Below are 16,747 nucleotides of genomic sequence, written 5' to 3'. Positions count from 1 at the left end.
GGCTCATGTAACAAGAGCCTCTGCTGCTATCTAACCAAGAGACACAAAAACACTGTAATTCGTTCTGTTTCTATGCGCTGCAAGTATAACAGCATCTGGTTCCTGCTCCTGTACCGGCCACTTTACGAACGCCAAAGGTACGGGAATAAGATGTAAGAAACAGTTACCACGATCATGTTTATGGCAAGCAGCGTCAGCAGTTCGTCGAGGCTGGCGCTACGTTCGAGGCCATCCATGGCGTTTTTAGACATCTTCATCAGCATGAGCAGCATCGGCACGATTACCGGAAAGCTCAGCACGGCCATCAGTGTGCTGCTGTTGGCCGCCTTGGAGGCAATGCTGGAGATCATGGTAAGGGAGGTGGAGAAGCCCAGCGCCCCCAGCAGGAGCGAGAGCAGAAACATCGGCACATCCTCTACCGGGTTGCCCAGCACAAATCCGTAAAACACAAAGCAGATAATGGCAAGCAGCAGCATCAGCAGGGTGTTATAAATGATTTTGGCAAGTATGATTCCCTGTGGGCTGACAATGGAGTAAAAGTAAAGCAGCCTGCCTCGGTTCTCCTGCATAAAGCTTTTAGCGATAGCGTTTACGGAGGTGAACAGAAGTATAATCCAGAGCAAAGCGTTCCAGACTGGCGCCACCAGTAAGTTGGAGCGCATGCCAAAGCTGAGGTAGCATACAAACACCACACTGCCTACATACAGCAGCATACCGTTTAGCGCATATTTCTGCCGCCACTCCAGCACAAGGTCTTTCCGGATCAGGTATAAAATCTCTTTAAACAGCACTTTCTTTTATTTTACCGCAAAGGTAAGGCACAAAATCTTGGAAAGGTAATCTGAGTTAGAAAGTTAAAGCGTTAGAAGGTTAGAAAGTTGGGAGTTGAAGGGCTTTTTGTAGGGATAGGTTGCGACCTGTTCTAATCTTGCCCACTTTTTTTAATCCTGTAGATCCTGTTATCCTGTAAATCCTGCTTTAGACAAAAAAAGAGCATGGCCCGGAATAGACCATGCTCTTTCGCATACCTTAATTATCGAAAAGCTTATACTTCTTTGCCCTTGTCCTTACCGCTGCTCTTCTTTTTCTTTTTGTCGGATCTGTGCTTGATTACCTTGGCCTCACGGTAGAAAATCACTTCCTCGGCTATATTGGTTACCTGATCGCCGACACGCTCCAGCTTCTTTATAATAGAGAGTAGCGCCAGTGCGTCTCCTATTTTTTCAGGGTTCTTCTGCATGTACTTTGTTACAATGCTGTCTGACTTGCGGTAAATCTTGTTCAGCACCTTATCGCTTTTTATAACTTCCTTGGCAAGAACCGGGTCATTGTTTTTGAACGCGATACGGCAATCTGTAAACATGGCCAGTGCTGCTTCATACATGGGTACAACCTTAGTGGTCTCCAGCAGCTCCTGGTCCAGAGGCTCATCTAGTTTCTGGGCAAAGCGTGCAATGCCTTCTGCCGTATCGCCGATGCGCTCCAGGTTGGCATTTATCTTGAGCACGGCCAGCACCAGGCGCAGGTCTACGGCCACAGGAGTAAACAGGGCGAAGAAGTTCTCGCACATGCGGTCTATCTTCACATCAAACTGGTTTACCTTACGGTCGCGCTTAATCACCTGCTTGGCCAGCTCTGCGTCGGCAGTCATCATGGCTTCCCGGCCAGCCTGTAACTGATACTCTACCAAATCCCACATCTCGAGGAGCTTGGTTTTTAAACGCTCAAGTTCAATATCTATATGCGGCATTATCTTTTATGGTTACGGGTGAGAATCTGCAAGTATAAGAAACAAAGTGAGTTGCTGATCAACCGAAGCGCCCGGTGATGTAATTTTGCGTGCGCTCATCCTTCGGACTTGTGAACATCGTTTTGGTCTTATTGAACTCTACCAACTCACCCATGTAGAAAAAGGCGGTATAGTCGCTTACGCGGCCTGCCTGCTGCATGTTGTGCGTCACGATCACGATGGTGTAGTCGTTCTTCAGTTCGTAAATCAGCTCCTCTATTTTGGCGGTGGAGATAGGGTCCAGGGCAGATGCCGGCTCATCCATCAGCAGCACCGACGGAGAGATAGCCAGCGCGCGCGCAATACATAAGCGCTGTTGCTGCCCGCCAGACAGCGCCAGGGCAGACTTGTCCAGTTTGTCTTTCACCTCCTCCCAGAGGGCGGCGTTGCGCAACGATTGTTCGGCAGCTTCCTCCAGCACCGATTTCTTTTTAATGCCCTGAATTTTAAGGCCGTACACCACATTCTCAAAGATGCTTTTCGGGAAAGGGTTTGGCTTCTGGAAAACCATGCCCACCTCTTTCCGCAGTTCATCTACGCGCACCTCCTTCTGGTAAATATCCTTACCATCCAGCAGGATCTGGCCCTCAACCCTGAAACCGTCAATGTAGTCGTTCATGCGGTTAAAGGTGCGCAGGAAGGTAGACTTGCCACAGCCCGAAGGACCGATAAAGGCCGTCACGGCTTTTTCTTCCATGGCGATGTTTATACCTTTCAGCGCGTGAAAATCTCCGTAGTATGCGTCGAGGTTTAAGGCCTCCAGTTTATTCTGTTTTTTGCTCATTTTTTCAAAACGAAAGATAATGTGTACAGGGGCTAGTCCAATGGCAGCAGGTGCAAGCCAGCCTTACCACCTCACTTTTCGCTGCTGCTTGTTGCGCAAGTATACGGCAATGCCGTTTAGCAGGAAAGTGATAACCAATAACACGATAATAGCGGCTGCGGCGTTTGTCAGGAAAGCCTCCTGCGGCCGTGATGTCCAGTTAAAGATCTGGATCGGCAGCACCGTAAACTCATCCAGCGGCGTGCTTGGCGTAAAAGGCACGTAAGCCAAAGCACCAATCACGATCAGCGGAGCCGCCTCGCCCACCGCTCTGGACAGCGCCAGGATAATGCCTGTTAGTATACCTCCAAAGGAAGCCGGCAGCACCTGGTGCCACACCGTTTGCCATTTAGAGGCGCCCAGTGCAAAAGAGCCGTCGCGGATGCTGCGCGGCACAGCTTTTATAGCCTCTCGTGTGGTTACGATGATGATCGGAAGTATAAGCAGCGACAGCGTGAGCGCACCTGCCAGCAAGCTACCGCCCAGGCGCATCTGGCGCACAAAGATCTCTAGGCCCAGCAAACCATAAATGATAGATGGCACACCGGCCAGGTTAGCGATGTTTATCTCCAGGAAGTTAGCCATTTTATTTTTCTTGCCATACTCCTCTAAGTATACACCTGCTGCCACACCCAACGGAAACGCGATAATGGTCGTCAGAACCAAGATCCAGAGGGTACCTACCCAGGCCGTAAGTATGCCGGCACGGCTTGCCCTGCGCGAGGGCAGGTTAACCAGGAAATCCCAGTTCAGGCGCTGCACACCTTCAATAATAATGTCTATCAGGAAAATACCGAGTACTACCAGGCCGATAAAGGTGCAGAAAACACCGAAAACCTGGAAGGCCTTATCCTTTAATCTGTTGATGTCAGAGTTAGTCATACTTTTCCTGGTATTTCTTTTTGATCCAGAAGCTGAGGTTGTTCAGCGCAAATGTGAAGACGAAGAGCGTGATGCCTGCCGCAAAAATGGTTTTATACTCTAGCGAGCCCTGCGGCACATCGCCCATACTTACCTGCACAATGTAGGTGGTGATGGTTTCGATGGGTACGAGCGGGTTTAGCGTGAGGCGTGGCTGCTGGCCGGCAGCAATGGCTACAATCATGGTTTCGCCCACAGCTCTGGAGATGGCAAGTATAACCGATACCACAATGCCTGATGAGGCAGCCGGCACCATTACTCCAAAAGATGTCTGCAAACGTGTGGAGCCCATGCCATACGCAGCCTCGCGCAACGAGCGCGGCACAGCGCTGATAGCATCTTCACTCAGAGAAGAAATCATCGGGATGATCATGATACCCATTACAATACCAGCCGAAAGTGCGTTGAAGCCGGCAAGGTTAGGGATGAGCTGCTGCAGAAAAGGCGTAACTACCGTTAAGGCGAAGAAGCCGTACACTACCGTTGGGATGGTGGCTAGCACTTCCAGCAGGGGCTTTACTACTTGCTTCATGCGGGCATGTGCATACTCGTTCAGGTACACAGCAATAGTTAAACCGATAGGCAGCGCCACGGCAATGGCTACAAAAGTAGTGAGCAGGGTGCCCGCCACCAAAGGCATTATACCGAATTTCTTGTCTGCAAAAAGAGGCGTCCATTCCTTTTCGGTTAGGAACTCAACTAAAGATACCTCCTGAAAGAAACTGATGGACTCTGAAAGCAGAACCCAAATGATACCAACGGTAACAAGGATTGTGATTGCGGCTGATAACCACAACAAGCCCTCGATAATTTTTTCGGATACTTTCAAGGTGCCGCTAATTTTATAGAGCACAAGTATAACCGCTTTTGTGAGCGGTTATACTTGTGCATCAGGGTTGCTTTGTTTATTGCTGATTTGCTGTGGCTCCAGAGCCTGAGACAAACTGCTCAAACTTCTGCCTTTGCTCTTCATACAGGTTGTCCGGTAGCGGAATGTACCCAACTTCCTCGGCCAGTTCACCGGCGTTATCAAGGTAGAAGTTTACAAAGTCCACTACTTCCGGGCGCTCCACCGCCTTAGAGTGAACATAGATAAACAGCGGGCGGGAAAGCGGAGCGTAAGATCCGTCCTTCACAGTCTCCAGCGAAGGCAGAATAGCGCCTGCGCCATTGCTGTCGTCCTGGTCATCCACCGGAATAGCCTTCAGTTTGTTCTGGTTTTCCTCATAATAGGCATACCCGAAAAAGCCAAGGGCGTTAGGGTCTGTAGATACGCCCTGCACCAGCACGTTGTCATCCTCACTGGCGGTATAGTCGCCGCGGCTGGAGTGGCTCTTGCCTACAACGGCCTCCGTAAAGTAGTCATAAGTGCCGGACTCTACGCCCGGTCCGTACAGGTGAATCTCGCGGTCAGGCCACTCTGGGCGGATCTGGTTCCACTTTTTGATGGTACCTTGTGCGGCAGGCTCCCAAATTTTCTTCAGCTCTGCCACTGTAATGTCCTGTACCCAATCATTTTCAGGGTGTACTACTACAGTCAGGCCGTCGTAAGCCACGGAAAGCTCTAGAAAAGAAAGGTTGTTCTCCTGGGCTACTGCTGCCTCGTCTGCATTGATGGCGCGAGATGCGTTCGTAACGTCGATGTCGCCTCTTGTAAATTTCTTGAAGCCGCTGCCTGAACCAGACACGCCCACTGTTACTTTCACGTCAGGAGCCTCTGCGCGGTATTCTTCCGCCACTGCCTCTGTAATCGGGTATACCGTAGAAGACCCGTCTATCTGTACGCTCCCTGTAAGGTCAGATCCGCCTTCAGCATTCTCTGTATTACCACCGCAGGCACTGAAGAGCATGGTAGCGCCCAGCAGCATGGCGGCGTTTAGATTGTTAAGCTTTAAGTTAAGCATAAGCCAGTGTTTGGTTTGGTTGAGTGTTTTTTGTGATTCGTTCAGCAGACATCTGTAATTTTTTGCTTTATACTTAGATGCCATGTAAGTAGTTATGTAAGTGCAGTTGGCAGGCTTTACAGGGCCACTTCCATCTGCAGCCTGAACAAGTAAGCGTTCTCCCGCCCAGGCTGGTCCTGAAGCGTTACATCGCTCTGCACCTTTAGGCTATGGCCCACAATATATTTAGATAAACCCAGCGTATACTGCTCTTGTGAACCTAAGTTAGTGGCTTTGTCAGGGTTGTAAGTTGTGTAGCGGCCTGCTACTTCCCAGTTGCTCGGGAAAAGGTAACCAGCCTGAATATTAAAAGCGTTTCCGGTTACAAATGTCTCCTCAACAGCTCCATCATCGCTTCTTAAAACCACAGGTCCGGCAGGTGCTGTTTTGTTGGCGTATTCTGCCATAGAAGAGAAACCTCTATATTTGAACATGTAGTCTACAAACAGCGTACGCAGGTCGCGCTCATCTACTAAAAAGTCGCCTAACTGACCACCTTCTCTAGAAGCATTATCGTTAAAGTTGTATGCAGCTGCAATGGCTAACTTAGGTGTCTCTTCGCGTACCAGATCGCTGCCTACATAAGCACCGCCTCCCTCAAACTCACCGAAAGGCATTACCTCTACTTTGGCAGTATAATCGTAGCCACCTGCATTGTTCACCGTAATGTCGCGGCCCTCGCCCATAGAAATGGAGCCAGACTCTCTGACAACGGCAGTACCCATTGTATGGGTGTGGTGTAGTTGCAGACCCGCGTCACGGTCAATGTTAAAGCGTGAGTTTAGTAAGCTTCGGTCTACGAACTGCATTTTCTGAGAAGAGATGATTCGCTCACGGTTACCGGGCAGTTTGGTCTGGCCTACCCACAGCTCCCAGCCTGGAGCAAAATTCCACATGGCTACCGCGTCTAAAATAATATTGTCGGCGTTGTTAAATCTGGCAGGATCGTCGTTGCCAATGTCGCTGTTACTAAGGCCTAGTTCTATTTTATACTCTAGCTTAGGCGAGTAAGCGAAGCCTTCAAACTTAAGACGGGCTCTACGGATCAGAAAGCGATCGTCCAGCTGATCGGTGCTGTTGTTGATGGCACCTTGGTACAACATCTGAAAGCGAGTGCTGAACTTAAGGCTGAAGGAAGAGTCGGCGGCTATAAACTGCAGGCCCTTGCCAAATTTACTTTTGTTAACAGTTTGTGCCTCTGCGGTGTTAAAGGCAAGGCATGCTAGCGCTACAACAAGTGCGCCTCTCAGCTTTTTGTACACGGTACTATTTGTTTGGTGAGAAAATTACTTTGCTAAATGGCTGTTATATACTTTAACCTATATAACTGAACAAGTATGCTTTCTAGCTCTAGATAATTAAGTACAGAAAGTGTTTTATACTTGTCCGGCAGCTGTAGTTAGTCAGGCTGCAGCTGCCGGTCCACTCTTTCTTTTGCCTTAGCACCGCCTTAGTCAGGGGCGGCAACGGTGGCTTCCGAAATCTTGGTGCAAAATAAGTGTATTACTGTTACTGCTGCTTTACCGCAATGTTAAGCTAATGTTAACATTTAAAGGTTGCCGCTTTGCGCCCTGTTTTGTGTAAACAGCTGCACATTAACAATAAATGGTGTGCATGTGGAGGTGAACGCACCACCTATACGTTAAATTAGGCATACTTAATATTACGGTAACATGCAGTTAAAACTGCGGTAAAGCTACCGTAACCGCTGCTTAACACATCCCCGCTTTACTTAACGGTATCATAACCCCGCCTTAAAAATGGCTTAAACTAGCCGCCATACTTTTGCAGCGAGACTAATAAACAGTACTTCCATGAAATTTCTACTTACAATTCTCACCGTGCTTACATCCTCCGTCTGCGGTTTTGCCCAGCAGGGCATAGTAAAAGGTAAAGTTACTGACAAGATTACCGGCGAAGAGGTAATCGGAGCTGTAGTGTTTGTGAAAGGCACCTCTAAAGGAACTACAACAGACTACGAAGGGAACTTTGCGCTGCCACTGGAGCCCGGTACTTATAATGTGTCGGTTACATTTCTATCTTATAAGCCTTATGAGCAGGCAGGAGTGCAGGTAGCCGCCAACCAGACAAAGACTTTAAATGTGCAGCTGGAAGAGAACACCACTCAGATACAGACGGTAGAGATTGTAGGCACCCGCCAGACCAACACCGAGGCTGCCGTGCTCCAGACCATGCGCCAAAGCGAGGTAGTGGTAAGCGGCGTGGCAGGTGAGCAAATTGCCAAGTCAATGGACCGCGACGCAGCCGAGACCGTGAAGCGTATACCGGGCGTAACCATACTTAACGACCGTTACGTGGTAATCAGGGGGATGAACCAGCGCTACAACACAGTGACGCTGAACGATGCCCTGACGCCAAGCACAGAGCCGGATCAGAAAGCCTTCTCTTTCGACATCCTGCCTACAAGCGTAATCGACCGCATCATGATCTATAAAAACGGCTCGCCGGAGTTGCCAGGAGAGTTTGGCGGGGGCGTGATAAAGATCTACACCAAGAATGTGGTAGACGAGGATAAGACAACAATAGGTGTATCGGGCTCTTACCGCGCCGGCACTACTTTCAACAACTTCCTGCACGACAGCAAAAGCAGTACTGATTTTCTGGGGTTTGACAATGGCAAACGTGCTATCCCGGATGGTGTGCCTGCCAACCTGAACAGCTTTTCTAACCAGGATCTGCTGGTAGGCACAGGACGTAAATTTCCTAACAACTGGGCACCAAAATCCACTACGGCAACGCCTGACCTGCGCCTGTCGCTTGGCCTGAACCGCCGCTTCGATATTGGCTCTATCAGAATGAGTACTGTGTCGGCGGCCTCCTATAGCAACACACAAAGTATAGCAGAGGGAACACGTGATACGTATGGCGCCTTCAACGAGTCGCTGGGTAAGAGCGAAAGGCAGCAGCGTTTTGACGACAAAGTATACACAAACAATGTGCGTCTTGGGGTTATCAGCAACTGGTCTGCCAGGCTGAACAATGATAACAAGATCGAGTTCAGAAACTTGTTTAACCAGTTGGGCAGCAATGAAGTGTTGGAGCGAGAAGGAGTGGACTATGCTAACGGCAACCAGTTGCAGCGCAATTACTCGCTGCGTTACGAGAGCCGTACAATTTACTCTGGTCAACTACAGGGCACCCATGACCTGAACGACAACAAATCGACAGTAACCTGGATGGGTGGCTATAACTTCACGAACCGTAATGAGCCAGACTACCGCCGCTTCCGTACCGCCGACGATGACAATGATGGCGTATACCGACTGCTGTATCAGCCAATCCCGACACTGCGCGATGCAGGCCGCTTTTACTCTGACCTGAACGAGCACGGCCTGACGGCAAGTAGCCAGTTTGAGCACCGCTTCGAAACCGCAGACTCTACTGCCGAGAACGCCCCGAAAGTAAGAGCCGGTTTTTATGTGGAGCGTAAGAAACGCGACTATACTTCCCGCTTCTTCTCCTTTGCGCCGGCCAGCAACGATAGCTTTGATCAGAACATTCCATACTTGCCGCTTGAAGAAATCTTTGCTCCTGAAAACATAAACGCATCAACAGGTTGGAGATTGTTGGAGGATTTTAACCCACAGAACAACTATGAGGCCTCTAATCTAAATATTGCTGGATATGTGGGCGGTTCTGCGCCGCTTAGCCAGAAGCTGTCAGTTTCGGGTGGTGTGCGTGTAGAGCATAACAACCAGGAGTTGTCTACGCTGGGCTTCGATGGCAGGCCAATCAACAGAGACAATCCGGTGTTAAGTGTGCTGCCTTCAGCAAATTTTACATACAACCTTTCGCCAAGAGCCATGTTGCGTGCCGGTGGTAGCGTAAGTGTAAATCGCCCTGAGTTCCGTGAGATTGCCCCGGCGCCATACTATGATTTCGTGAACCTCCTGGAAGTGACAGGTAACCCCAACCTGGACGTGGCTACGATCTACAATGGTGATTTGCGCTACGAGTTCTATCCTAACCCAACGGAGCTCATATCCTTCGGTGGCTTTTACAAATACTTTAACAAGCCGATAGAAACCGTTTTCATGAATACATCTGGTGCCAACTCCATCACTTTCGAAAATGCGAAGAGCGCCTATAGCTACGGTTTAGAAGCAGAGGTTCGTAAGTCGCTGCTCGACCTGTCGGAGTCGCGCTTTGTGCAAAACCTGACGGTAGTGCTAAACGCTGCCCTGGTGCAGAGCGAGGTAGAACTGACAGAGGCATACGCTGCTTTCCAGCCGGGCGAGCGTGCCATGGTGGGCCAGTCGCCTTACGTGGTTAACACAGGCTTGTACTATCAGGATGATGACCGCCAGCTGCAGTTTAATGTGCTTTACAACGTAATCGGCAGGCGCATCTTTGCGGCAGGCAGCGCCCTCAGGCCAACCATTTATGAAATGCCGCGCCACCAGATCGACCTTTCTCTAACTAAAGGAATTGGGGAGCACTTCGAAATCAAAGCTGGTATACAAGACCTGCTGAACCAAAAAACACGCCTGATGCAGGATTCGGACGATGATGGAGACATTTCCTCGGTAGATGAATCTTTCAGAGAGTACCGCAAAGGGCAATACTCTACCATTGGTGTTACTTACAAATTCTAACAATCCAAAGAGAACAACTAAAACACATTAACCAAACCAATTATTATGAAAAAGCTATTTAACCTATTGCTGATCGCTTTTCTTGCAGTCTCTTTTGTTGCCTGCAACGATGACGATGATGACACTCCTGTTGCCACAGGCGAGCAGTTTACGACGGAGCAAGCAAACGGCATGACTGCTGTTTCAGGCTCTACAGAACAAGATTTCACCATGAAGGCGGGCACTAAGTATCTGCTGAAAGGTTTTGTATATGTAAAGGAGGGTGCTACGCTTACTATAGAGCCAGGTACCGTTATTATGGGCGATAAATCCACTAAAGGTACGCTGATTGTTGAGCGTAGTGCTAAGATCATGGCAGAAGGTACTGCCGCTAAGCCTATCGTGTTTACGTCTGCTCAGCCAGCAGGAGCCCGTGCAGCAGGCGATTGGGGCGGCATTATTATACTTGGTAACGCCCCGGTAAACCTTGGTGAAAACGCTATGATTGAAGGAGGTGTTGACCGCGCTTACGGTGGTACTGATGCCGCTGACAACTCAGGTGTGCTGAAGTATGTGCGCATTGAGTACCCAGGCATCGCGTTTCAGCCGGATAACGAGATCAATGGCTTAACCATGGGCGGTGTTGGCTCTGGCACTACACTGGATTACATTCAGGTATCTTACTGCGGCGACGACTCTTTTGAGTGGTTTGGTGGTTCGGTAAACGCAAAGCACCTGATCGCTTTCAAAACTGTAGATGATATGTTTGACACAGACAACGGCTACACAGGCAAGCTGCAGTACCTGATAGGCATCTCTGACCCTAACGTAGCGGATGCGTCTGGTTCTAATGGCTTTGAGTCAGACAACAACAGCCAGGGCACAACTGCTACTCCTACTACTGCCCCAACATACTCTAACGTAACGCTTTTCGGGCCGCTTGGCACAAACACTGCGGCCACAGTTAACTCTAACTTTAAGCGCGCGCTGCACCTGCGCCGCAACAACAAAACAAAACTGCACAACTCTATTGTGATGGGCTGGCCAACTGGCTTACTGCTTGATGGTGCTCCAACAGAGCAGAACGCTACTGCAGGTGAGTTCATGATCAAGAACACAATTATAGCCGGTATTCCGTCTGGCAAAGCATTAACAGTGGCTGACGGCAGCACTTTTGATGTAGCGACGTGGTTTAACGATGCCACTAGAAGCAATGCGGTGGAGGGCGATGCCTCTACACTGAACATTGGCGGCGCTTATAATGCTACTCCTAGCTTTGTTAAAGCCAGCACTTCTATGCAGCCAAGCTTCTCAGGCCTTGACAGCTTCTTCGATCAAACTGATTTTGTGGGTGCTTTCGGAGCTACTGACTGGACTGCAGGCTGGGCTAATTTCAACCCTCAGAACACAAATTATTAGAAGGCTTACATTACTGGTTGCACATGTATGGGTGAGAAACATCGTGGCAATCAGCAGCAGACGGCTTAGTCTCCCGCTCTGCGAGAACCCGCCGGAAGGCGGGTTTCTTTATTTTATAGCATCATCAGCAGATCAGAACGTGGAGGTTGGCGCATCGCCGCCGCAGGAGCGCAGGAGCAGAAACGCTACCACTACAATGGCTATAAGCGCTACCATGCCCATACAGCCGCAGCCACCTTTGCCGCCGCCGCCCCCTCTGCCTCCAAAGAGCTTCCTCAGGAAGTATAGTTTTAAAAGACCTCTCCACATAGTTTTATCAAAGTATAGGTACAAAAAAACTCCCGCTGCAATTGGCTGCAGCGGGAGTTAAATGTTACGTGGTAATGCTCAGTAGCGTTTTATATGCAGCCTTAGCTGATCGGTACCTTGCGCAGAATAGCGTCTATAAAGTCTTTTGTCCGGATGCCGTCTGCCTCTGCTTCGTAGTTAAGTATAATGCGGTGGTTCATTACATCATAAGCCACTTCCTTTATGTCCTCAGGCAGCACGTAGTCGCGGTTGTCGAAATAAGCCACGGCTTTGGCGGCCCGGTTCAGGGCTATACTTGCCCTCGGCGACACTCCGAACTGAATATATGGCGCAAACTCCAGCAGGTCGTACTCGGCTGGGCGGCGGGTGGCAAACACCAGCTCAATAATATACTTCTCCAGGGTTTCAGAAATCTGTACCTGGTTTATCTCGCTGCGGATAGCGAATATATCCTCCTTAGACAGCACTTTTACCACCGTATCAGTGAAGCTCATGTTGGCCATGCGGCGCATGATTTCCAGCTCGTCTTCCTTTTTAGGGTAGTCAATGTATACTTTCATCATAAAGCGGTCTACCTGCGCCTCGGGTAGGGGGTAGGTTCCTTCATGCTCCACGGGGTTTTGGGTGGCCAGTACCAGAAAGGGCAGGTCCAGTTTATAAGTGGTCTCGCCAATGGTTACCTGCTTCTCCTGCATCGCCTCCAGCAGCGCCGACTGCACCTTGGCCGGGGAGCGGTTCACTTCGTCGGCAAGTATAAGGTTGGCGAAGATCGGCCCCTTCTTCACCTCAAACACAGAGGCGTTCTGGTTATAGATCATCGTGCCGATCAGGTCTGAGGGCAGCAGGTCTGGGGTAAACTGCATGCGCTGGAAATCAAGGTGCAGCGCCTTAGATAGTGAGTTAATAGTGAGTGTTTTTGCTAGCCCGGGTACGCCCTCCAGCAGAATGTGGCCTCCGGTAAAAAGGCCGATCAGCAGGCGGTTTACCATATATGACTGGCCCACCACCACCTTGCTTACCTCGCTAAATACCTGTTTTATTTTTAGTTGATATGCGTTCACGTTATCCAAATAAATCAAAGCGCCTGTAGCAGGGCCTTTGTGGCAGCTATCAGGCGCCTAAATATAGGGATAATACGGTTGTGGTGCCAGTATATTGCCTGGGCAGGCCGTAAAACAAAAAAAGCACCTTAACTGGTGCTTCTATGTTTTGGAGTGGTAAGTCTGTTAGGCGGCCACCATAGTGTTTGGCTCAGCCTCCACTGTGGCTGGCTTGGCTTTGCTGTAAACGGGCTTTTGCTGGCCCAGTTTATCAAGGCGGTTCTGCTGCGCCTGCCTCACCATTTCTATTAAGCTGTTAATGTGCTTCTCCTCCACATCCAGAGGCAGTACCATAGAGTGGCCTTGCGCAGTGATGACATGCACTTTCTGGCTGCGCGTCATAAAGTATAGCGCGATAAAGAAGCCGCTAAGCAGGAAAAAAGAATCGTTGAAGTATACGAGCAGAGCAGTAAGCATGCCTAAGCCAAGGTATAGCTGAGAGCCGGTAGGTTTTACCTCCCAGGCAGCTATATCCTCCAGCCTTACAGCTTTATTGCTGTGCAACGACAGCGGGTGCCGCTGCTGTATAAGCCTGTGAGTGGTGAGGGCTATTCGCTTATCCACCGTTTGGATAAGGTACTGCTCTCCAGTTTGTAGCTTTGTTGTCGCCATTTGAGCCGGAGTATTAAGTTTGTTAATAGATAACGGGTTGCGTAGTAATGTAAGTATCACAGCTTTCAATTTTCAGTTTCGTACTAGTATGATCCCGAAAACCTTTAAAGGGTTGCATCAATATTATTGCGCAAATATATAATTTTTTTGTCTATGAATTTGATGTATTGGACTATTATACGGATAAACAGCTAAAGGATATATGTAAATGATTGTTTTACAGGTATATATAGTTGTATTGGTATTTTTAATATATTGCTAAGCAGTTGGTGGCAGATCGAAAAAAAACCAGTCTGAACTGGTTTAAACAGTCTAGGCTGGCTTTTATAGTTCCTGCTGGCGGTATTAATTCGTCAGGTATAATTCTCCTTCGTAACCATGCGCACGCTGATTTTTAAAGCGGGCAATGTCGGTTTGCATGTTGTCATAAATCTCCTGAACCTCCTCCGACTCTTGGGCAAGCGGCTTGATGTGCTCACTCAGCAGCTTTGCCGCCAGCGGGTAAAACTTGGCATCGTCGGTATTTTTGGCATTCACCTTAAATGCGCTCACGGCGCTCTCCAGCTTTTTCAGCGCAGGGTATTGGGTTTTATACTCCTGAATGGTGTCGCGGAGTTTCTCCCGTATCATCAGGTACAAATCCTCCTCAAATGTTATTCCGAAGTCATCATCCTCCTCCTCGTCGTCGAAATCGTTGAAGGCCAAGTCATCATCGTAGTCAAAATCGTCTCTCATGGCTGATAATCAGGTTACTTTTTAGTTGTTACGGGTTAAAACTCTGTTTGTGTCAGGCTGCTGCTACTTTTGCCCGCCTTTGCTATGTTAAAAGGGCGGCAGAGACCAAACACTGAATGTCATGCAAAATGCATAATTAGTATTTCGTGCCTTTATTTGCAATGCCTGTGGGCGCACTTTTAGTTCTGTTCCCTAAATTTTATTTGATAATGCAGGAGGTGTTGTATCCCTAAAACATAGAAGCCCTAAAATAGCAGGAGCCGCTGTGTTGGCAGCGGCTCCCGTTATGCATTATATCTTAGCAGTTTAGGCGAATTTGCGCTCAATCAGGCGGAGCAGCTTGTTTACATGGTCCTGTTTTTTGCTCCAGTCATACTTGTTGGCCAGGGTGCTGCTCACATACTGCGTCGCAGACCCTGCATCTCCAAAGTTATCCAGCGTCTGGATAGTTTGGTAGTAGGTCAGGTTGTCGCCATCAAAAAGCTCGTTTATAAAGCTGAAGCGCTGATTGATAGAAATAGAATTTTTCAGCGAATCGATTTTGCGGTTGCTATGAGCGTCAGCCAAAGACGAGGTGGCAGCCTTGCGGAAATTATCGTTCAGGGTAGGGCGCACGTTAGCGGCGGCTTCTTCCAGTTCGTCTTCCTCATGCTTGTACATGGCAGGTCGTGCCACAGGAGCAGCGGCTTCGCGCTGTGCCGTGTGTATCGGGGCTACCACATCCTTTTCCTGCACCGGAGCAGCCGGGGCTGGCTTGGCTACAGGCTTATCGAGGAAAGACGGTCTTGGGGCCGAGGCCTGCTCCATTACCTCAGCCTCTGTTATAGGCAGCAGCGTATTAAATTGCTCCACCAGCCTGTGCAGCGGTGTGCGCTGCTGCTGGTTAGCGTTTACGTAAAGCTTAAAACGGCTCAATATATACTCACGGTCGCGGCTGCTAGGAGAGAGGGTGTCTATAAAACCGGCAAACAGCGGCTTGTCTATGTCGATATACTTCAGGTTTTCCTGCAGCTTGGGCAGCGTAATTTCCTCCTGTATGCGCAGGAACTTCTCCTCGAAAGTAACTATCGGTGCCAACACCACCAGAAAGGTGTCGTAGATGGCCTTCTGCAGCAGCGGCTCAAACGCATTGCGCTTCATCAGGATCTTGCGGGATAGCACATTCATGAAATTTACCAACGCCTCCTTCACTTCCTCGTGCTCATAGTCGAAGTATGGGCTGCGCAAGTTAGCCATCTCATGGTGCCACTTCAGCAGCAGCTCCTTAATCACAAACAGGTTAACCTGCTTAATGGGGGTAAAACTGATCAGCTGCGGGCCATTCAGAGTGTCGTGAGAGGCAAAGTGACGGTCGCAAAGCACATTTGCCAGCTCTTTGCTGTACCGTTCCAGGTGTAATTGATTATATTTGTCTTCCATTGCTGTCGCTTTCTCCTGTAAAGTTATAAAATTATGCCGAAGTTGAAGGTGCAAAACCTGGCGAACCTTGAAGTAGCGGTAACCGAAGGGCAGACACTGCTGAAAGCGCTGCAGGCCCAGGGCACCGACTGGATGCACGCCTGCGGAGGCAAAGGCCGCTGCACCTCCTGCCGCATCATTGTTTTGCAGGGGATGGAGCATACAGGGCCGCTTACGGCTGCCGAAATCCGCTACCGCGACAAAGGCCGCTTGAAGGATAACGAAAGACTGACCTGCCAGTGTACATTAACCGGCGGCGAAATTACAGGAAAGGTGCCGGAGCAAACCAAGCTGCCTCACATGAGCTATAGTAGTTAGAAGTTAAAAAGTTTGGAGGTTAGAAAGTTAATTAGCCATTTAACAGTCTAACCATTATCCCCCTGCCCAGTGGCGGCGGCATAATATAGAATTACCACATTAGCACATAAAGTATAAATGTTTATTGAGCCACGCGTAGGCAACAAAAGCCACGCTAACAGAAAGGGTTGGGTTGAGGTGATCTGCGGATCCATGTTTTCGGGTAAAACCGAAGAACTGATCAGGAGGTTGAACCGTGCCAAGATCGCCAAGCAAAAGATCGAGATTTTTAAGCCGACTGTAGATAAGCGTTACCACGAAGAGGACGTTGTGTCTCATAATGCCAATGCTATCCGTTCTACACCCATAGACTTTGCCCAGGATATGCTGCTGCTAGGCGGAAGCTGCGATGTGGTGGGCATAGACGAAGCCCAGTTTTTTGACGAAGGACTGGCCGAAGTATGCGTAAAGCTTGCCAACAGCGGCGTACGCGTCATAGCCGCCGGCCTGGACATGGATTACCTCGGCAAGCCTTTCGGCCCGATGCCTGCGCTAATGGCCGTGGCAGAGTACGTAACCAAGGTGCATGCCGTGTGTGTGCAGTGCGGAGATATTGCCAACTACTCCTTTAGAAACGCCGCCGACGAGAAGCAGGTGCTGTTAGGAGAAACGGATTCTTACGAAGCCCGCTGCCGCCATTGCTTTACCGAAGGCATGAAGCAAAAGAGCAACTGATTTATACTTAA

The 16,747-nt window shown here is 49.4% G+C and carries 16 protein-coding genes; 4 read left to right on the top strand and 12 right to left on the bottom strand.

Annotated elements, in window-relative coordinates; genetic code table 11:
• Positions 1 to 122 precede the first annotated feature (122 nt).
• The 7 genes from Q1B04_RS04460 to Q1B04_RS04430 all read right to left on the bottom strand — a co-directional run bounded on the left by Q1B04_RS04460 (position 123) and on the right by Q1B04_RS04430 (position 6,738).
• A complete protein-coding gene (locus Q1B04_RS04460; RefSeq protein ID WP_299756055.1) occupies positions 123 to 791 on the bottom strand; it encodes a heme exporter protein CcmB in 669 nt (222 codons plus the stop codon).
• Positions 792 to 1,045: 254 nt separating this feature from the next.
• Complete coding sequence (gene phoU / locus Q1B04_RS04455; RefSeq protein WP_299756052.1) at positions 1,046 to 1,750, bottom strand: phosphate signaling complex protein PhoU; 705 nt, start codon at positions 1,748 to 1,750, stop codon at positions 1,046 to 1,048.
• Positions 1,751 to 1,808: 58 nt separating this feature from the next.
• Positions 1,809 to 2,573, bottom strand: coding sequence for a phosphate ABC transporter ATP-binding protein PstB (gene pstB, locus Q1B04_RS04450; RefSeq protein ID WP_299756049.1), 765 nt, complete (start codon positions 2,571 to 2,573; stop codon positions 1,809 to 1,811).
• Between the two features lie 63 nt (positions 2,574 to 2,636).
• Entirely contained in the window at positions 2,637 to 3,494 is an 858-nt protein-coding gene (gene pstA, locus Q1B04_RS04445; protein WP_299756046.1) for a phosphate ABC transporter permease PstA, read from the bottom strand.
• On the bottom strand, positions 3,487 to 4,362 hold the full coding sequence (gene pstC / locus Q1B04_RS04440) for a phosphate ABC transporter permease subunit PstC (protein WP_366524619.1): 876 nt from the start codon (positions 4,360 to 4,362) through the stop codon (positions 3,487 to 3,489). Before pstC ends, pstA begins: the two co-directional genes overlap by 8 nt.
• A 76-nt stretch (positions 4,363 to 4,438) precedes the next feature.
• The gene (locus tag Q1B04_RS04435) at positions 4,439 to 5,437 is read right to left on the bottom strand and encodes a PstS family phosphate ABC transporter substrate-binding protein (RefSeq protein ID WP_299756040.1); all 999 of its coding nucleotides are present in this window, start codon (positions 5,435 to 5,437) and stop codon (positions 4,439 to 4,441) included.
• 116 nt (positions 5,438 to 5,553) lie between these two features.
• Complete coding sequence (locus Q1B04_RS04430) at positions 5,554 to 6,738, bottom strand: porin (RefSeq protein WP_299756037.1); 1,185 nt, start codon at positions 6,736 to 6,738, stop codon at positions 5,554 to 5,556.
• 552 nt (positions 6,739 to 7,290) lie between these two features.
• Between Q1B04_RS04430 and Q1B04_RS04425 the strand changes: the two genes are divergently transcribed.
• Together Q1B04_RS04425 and Q1B04_RS04420 are read left to right on the top strand one after the other, a co-directional pair.
• Positions 7,291 to 10,092 (top strand): TonB-dependent receptor, encoded by a 2,802-nt coding sequence (locus tag Q1B04_RS04425; RefSeq protein ID WP_299756034.1) that lies wholly within the window; start codon positions 7,291 to 7,293, stop codon positions 10,090 to 10,092.
• Positions 10,093 to 10,137: 45 nt separating this feature from the next.
• Positions 10,138 to 11,490: a T9SS C-terminal target domain-containing protein gene (locus tag Q1B04_RS04420; RefSeq protein WP_299756032.1), complete on the top strand. Its 1,353-nt coding sequence runs from the start codon at positions 10,138 to 10,140 to the stop codon at positions 11,488 to 11,490.
• Positions 11,491 to 11,622: 132 nt separating this feature from the next.
• Here Q1B04_RS04420 and Q1B04_RS04415 read toward each other — a convergent pair whose 3' ends face one another.
• The 5 genes from Q1B04_RS04415 to Q1B04_RS04395 all read right to left on the bottom strand — a co-directional run bounded on the left by Q1B04_RS04415 (position 11,623) and on the right by Q1B04_RS04395 (position 15,665).
• On the bottom strand, positions 11,623 to 11,799 hold the full coding sequence (locus tag Q1B04_RS04415; protein WP_299756029.1) for a hypothetical protein: 177 nt from the start codon (positions 11,797 to 11,799) through the stop codon (positions 11,623 to 11,625).
• A gap of 101 nt (positions 11,800 to 11,900) precedes the next feature.
• On the bottom strand, positions 11,901 to 12,869 hold the full coding sequence (locus tag Q1B04_RS04410) for a MoxR family ATPase (protein ID WP_299756200.1): 969 nt from the start codon (positions 12,867 to 12,869) through the stop codon (positions 11,901 to 11,903).
• Between the two features lie 156 nt (positions 12,870 to 13,025).
• On the bottom strand, positions 13,026 to 13,511 hold the full coding sequence (locus tag Q1B04_RS04405; RefSeq protein WP_299756026.1) for a hypothetical protein: 486 nt from the start codon (positions 13,509 to 13,511) through the stop codon (positions 13,026 to 13,028).
• A 345-nt stretch (positions 13,512 to 13,856) separates the two neighbouring features.
• A complete protein-coding gene (locus Q1B04_RS04400) occupies positions 13,857 to 14,246 on the bottom strand; it encodes a hypothetical protein (RefSeq protein ID WP_299756024.1) in 390 nt (129 codons plus the stop codon).
• A 306-nt stretch (positions 14,247 to 14,552) separates the two neighbouring features.
• Complete coding sequence (locus Q1B04_RS04395) at positions 14,553 to 15,665, bottom strand: hypothetical protein (RefSeq protein ID WP_299756021.1); 1,113 nt, start codon at positions 15,663 to 15,665, stop codon at positions 14,553 to 14,555.
• Between the two features lie 33 nt (positions 15,666 to 15,698).
• On the opposite strand from Q1B04_RS04395, the gene Q1B04_RS04390 reads away from it, so the two are divergent.
• Positions 15,699 to 16,022: a 2Fe-2S iron-sulfur cluster-binding protein gene (locus Q1B04_RS04390; protein WP_299756019.1), complete on the top strand. Its 324-nt coding sequence runs from the start codon at positions 15,699 to 15,701 to the stop codon at positions 16,020 to 16,022.
• Positions 16,023 to 16,139: 117 nt separating this feature from the next.
• On the top strand, positions 16,140 to 16,736 hold the full coding sequence (locus Q1B04_RS04385) for a thymidine kinase (RefSeq protein WP_299756016.1): 597 nt from the start codon (positions 16,140 to 16,142) through the stop codon (positions 16,734 to 16,736).
• Positions 16,737 to 16,747 lie beyond the last annotated feature (11 nt).

The organism is uncultured Pontibacter sp. (genome assembly GCF_947495565.1).
Lineage (GTDB): Bacteria > Bacteroidota > Bacteroidia > Cytophagales > Hymenobacteraceae > Pontibacter.
This window is presented reverse-complemented; position numbering and strand designations above follow the sequence as displayed.

Coding starts and splice junctions, on each gene's coding strand:
- Q1B04_RS04395 (WP_299756021.1), bottom strand. CDS start 15,665: ATGGAAGACAAATATAATCAATTACACCTGGAACGGTACAGCAAAGAG.
- Q1B04_RS04390 (WP_299756019.1), top strand. CDS start 15,699: ATGCCGAAGTTGAAGGTGCAAAACCTGGCGAACCTTGAAGTAGCGGTA.
- pstA (WP_299756046.1), bottom strand. CDS start 3,494: ATGACTAACTCTGACATCAACAGATTAAAGGATAAGGCCTTCCAGGTT.
- Q1B04_RS04415 (WP_299756029.1), bottom strand. CDS start 11,799: ATGTGGAGAGGTCTTTTAAAACTATACTTCCTGAGGAAGCTCTTTGGA.
- pstB (WP_299756049.1), bottom strand. CDS start 2,573: ATGAGCAAAAAACAGAATAAACTGGAGGCCTTAAACCTCGACGCATAC.
- Q1B04_RS04405 (WP_299756026.1), bottom strand. CDS start 13,511: ATGGCGACAACAAAGCTACAAACTGGAGAGCAGTACCTTATCCAAACG.
- Q1B04_RS04420 (WP_299756032.1), top strand. CDS start 10,138: ATGAAAAAGCTATTTAACCTATTGCTGATCGCTTTTCTTGCAGTCTCT.
- Q1B04_RS04400 (WP_299756024.1), bottom strand. CDS start 14,246: ATGAGAGACGATTTTGACTACGATGATGACTTGGCCTTCAACGATTTC.
- phoU (WP_299756052.1), bottom strand. CDS start 1,750: ATGCCGCATATAGATATTGAACTTGAGCGTTTAAAAACCAAGCTCCTC.
- Q1B04_RS04435 (WP_299756040.1), bottom strand. CDS start 5,437: ATGCTTAACTTAAAGCTTAACAATCTAAACGCCGCCATGCTGCTGGGC.
- Q1B04_RS04425 (WP_299756034.1), top strand. CDS start 7,291: ATGAAATTTCTACTTACAATTCTCACCGTGCTTACATCCTCCGTCTGC.
- Q1B04_RS04385 (WP_299756016.1), top strand. CDS start 16,140: ATGTTTATTGAGCCACGCGTAGGCAACAAAAGCCACGCTAACAGAAAG.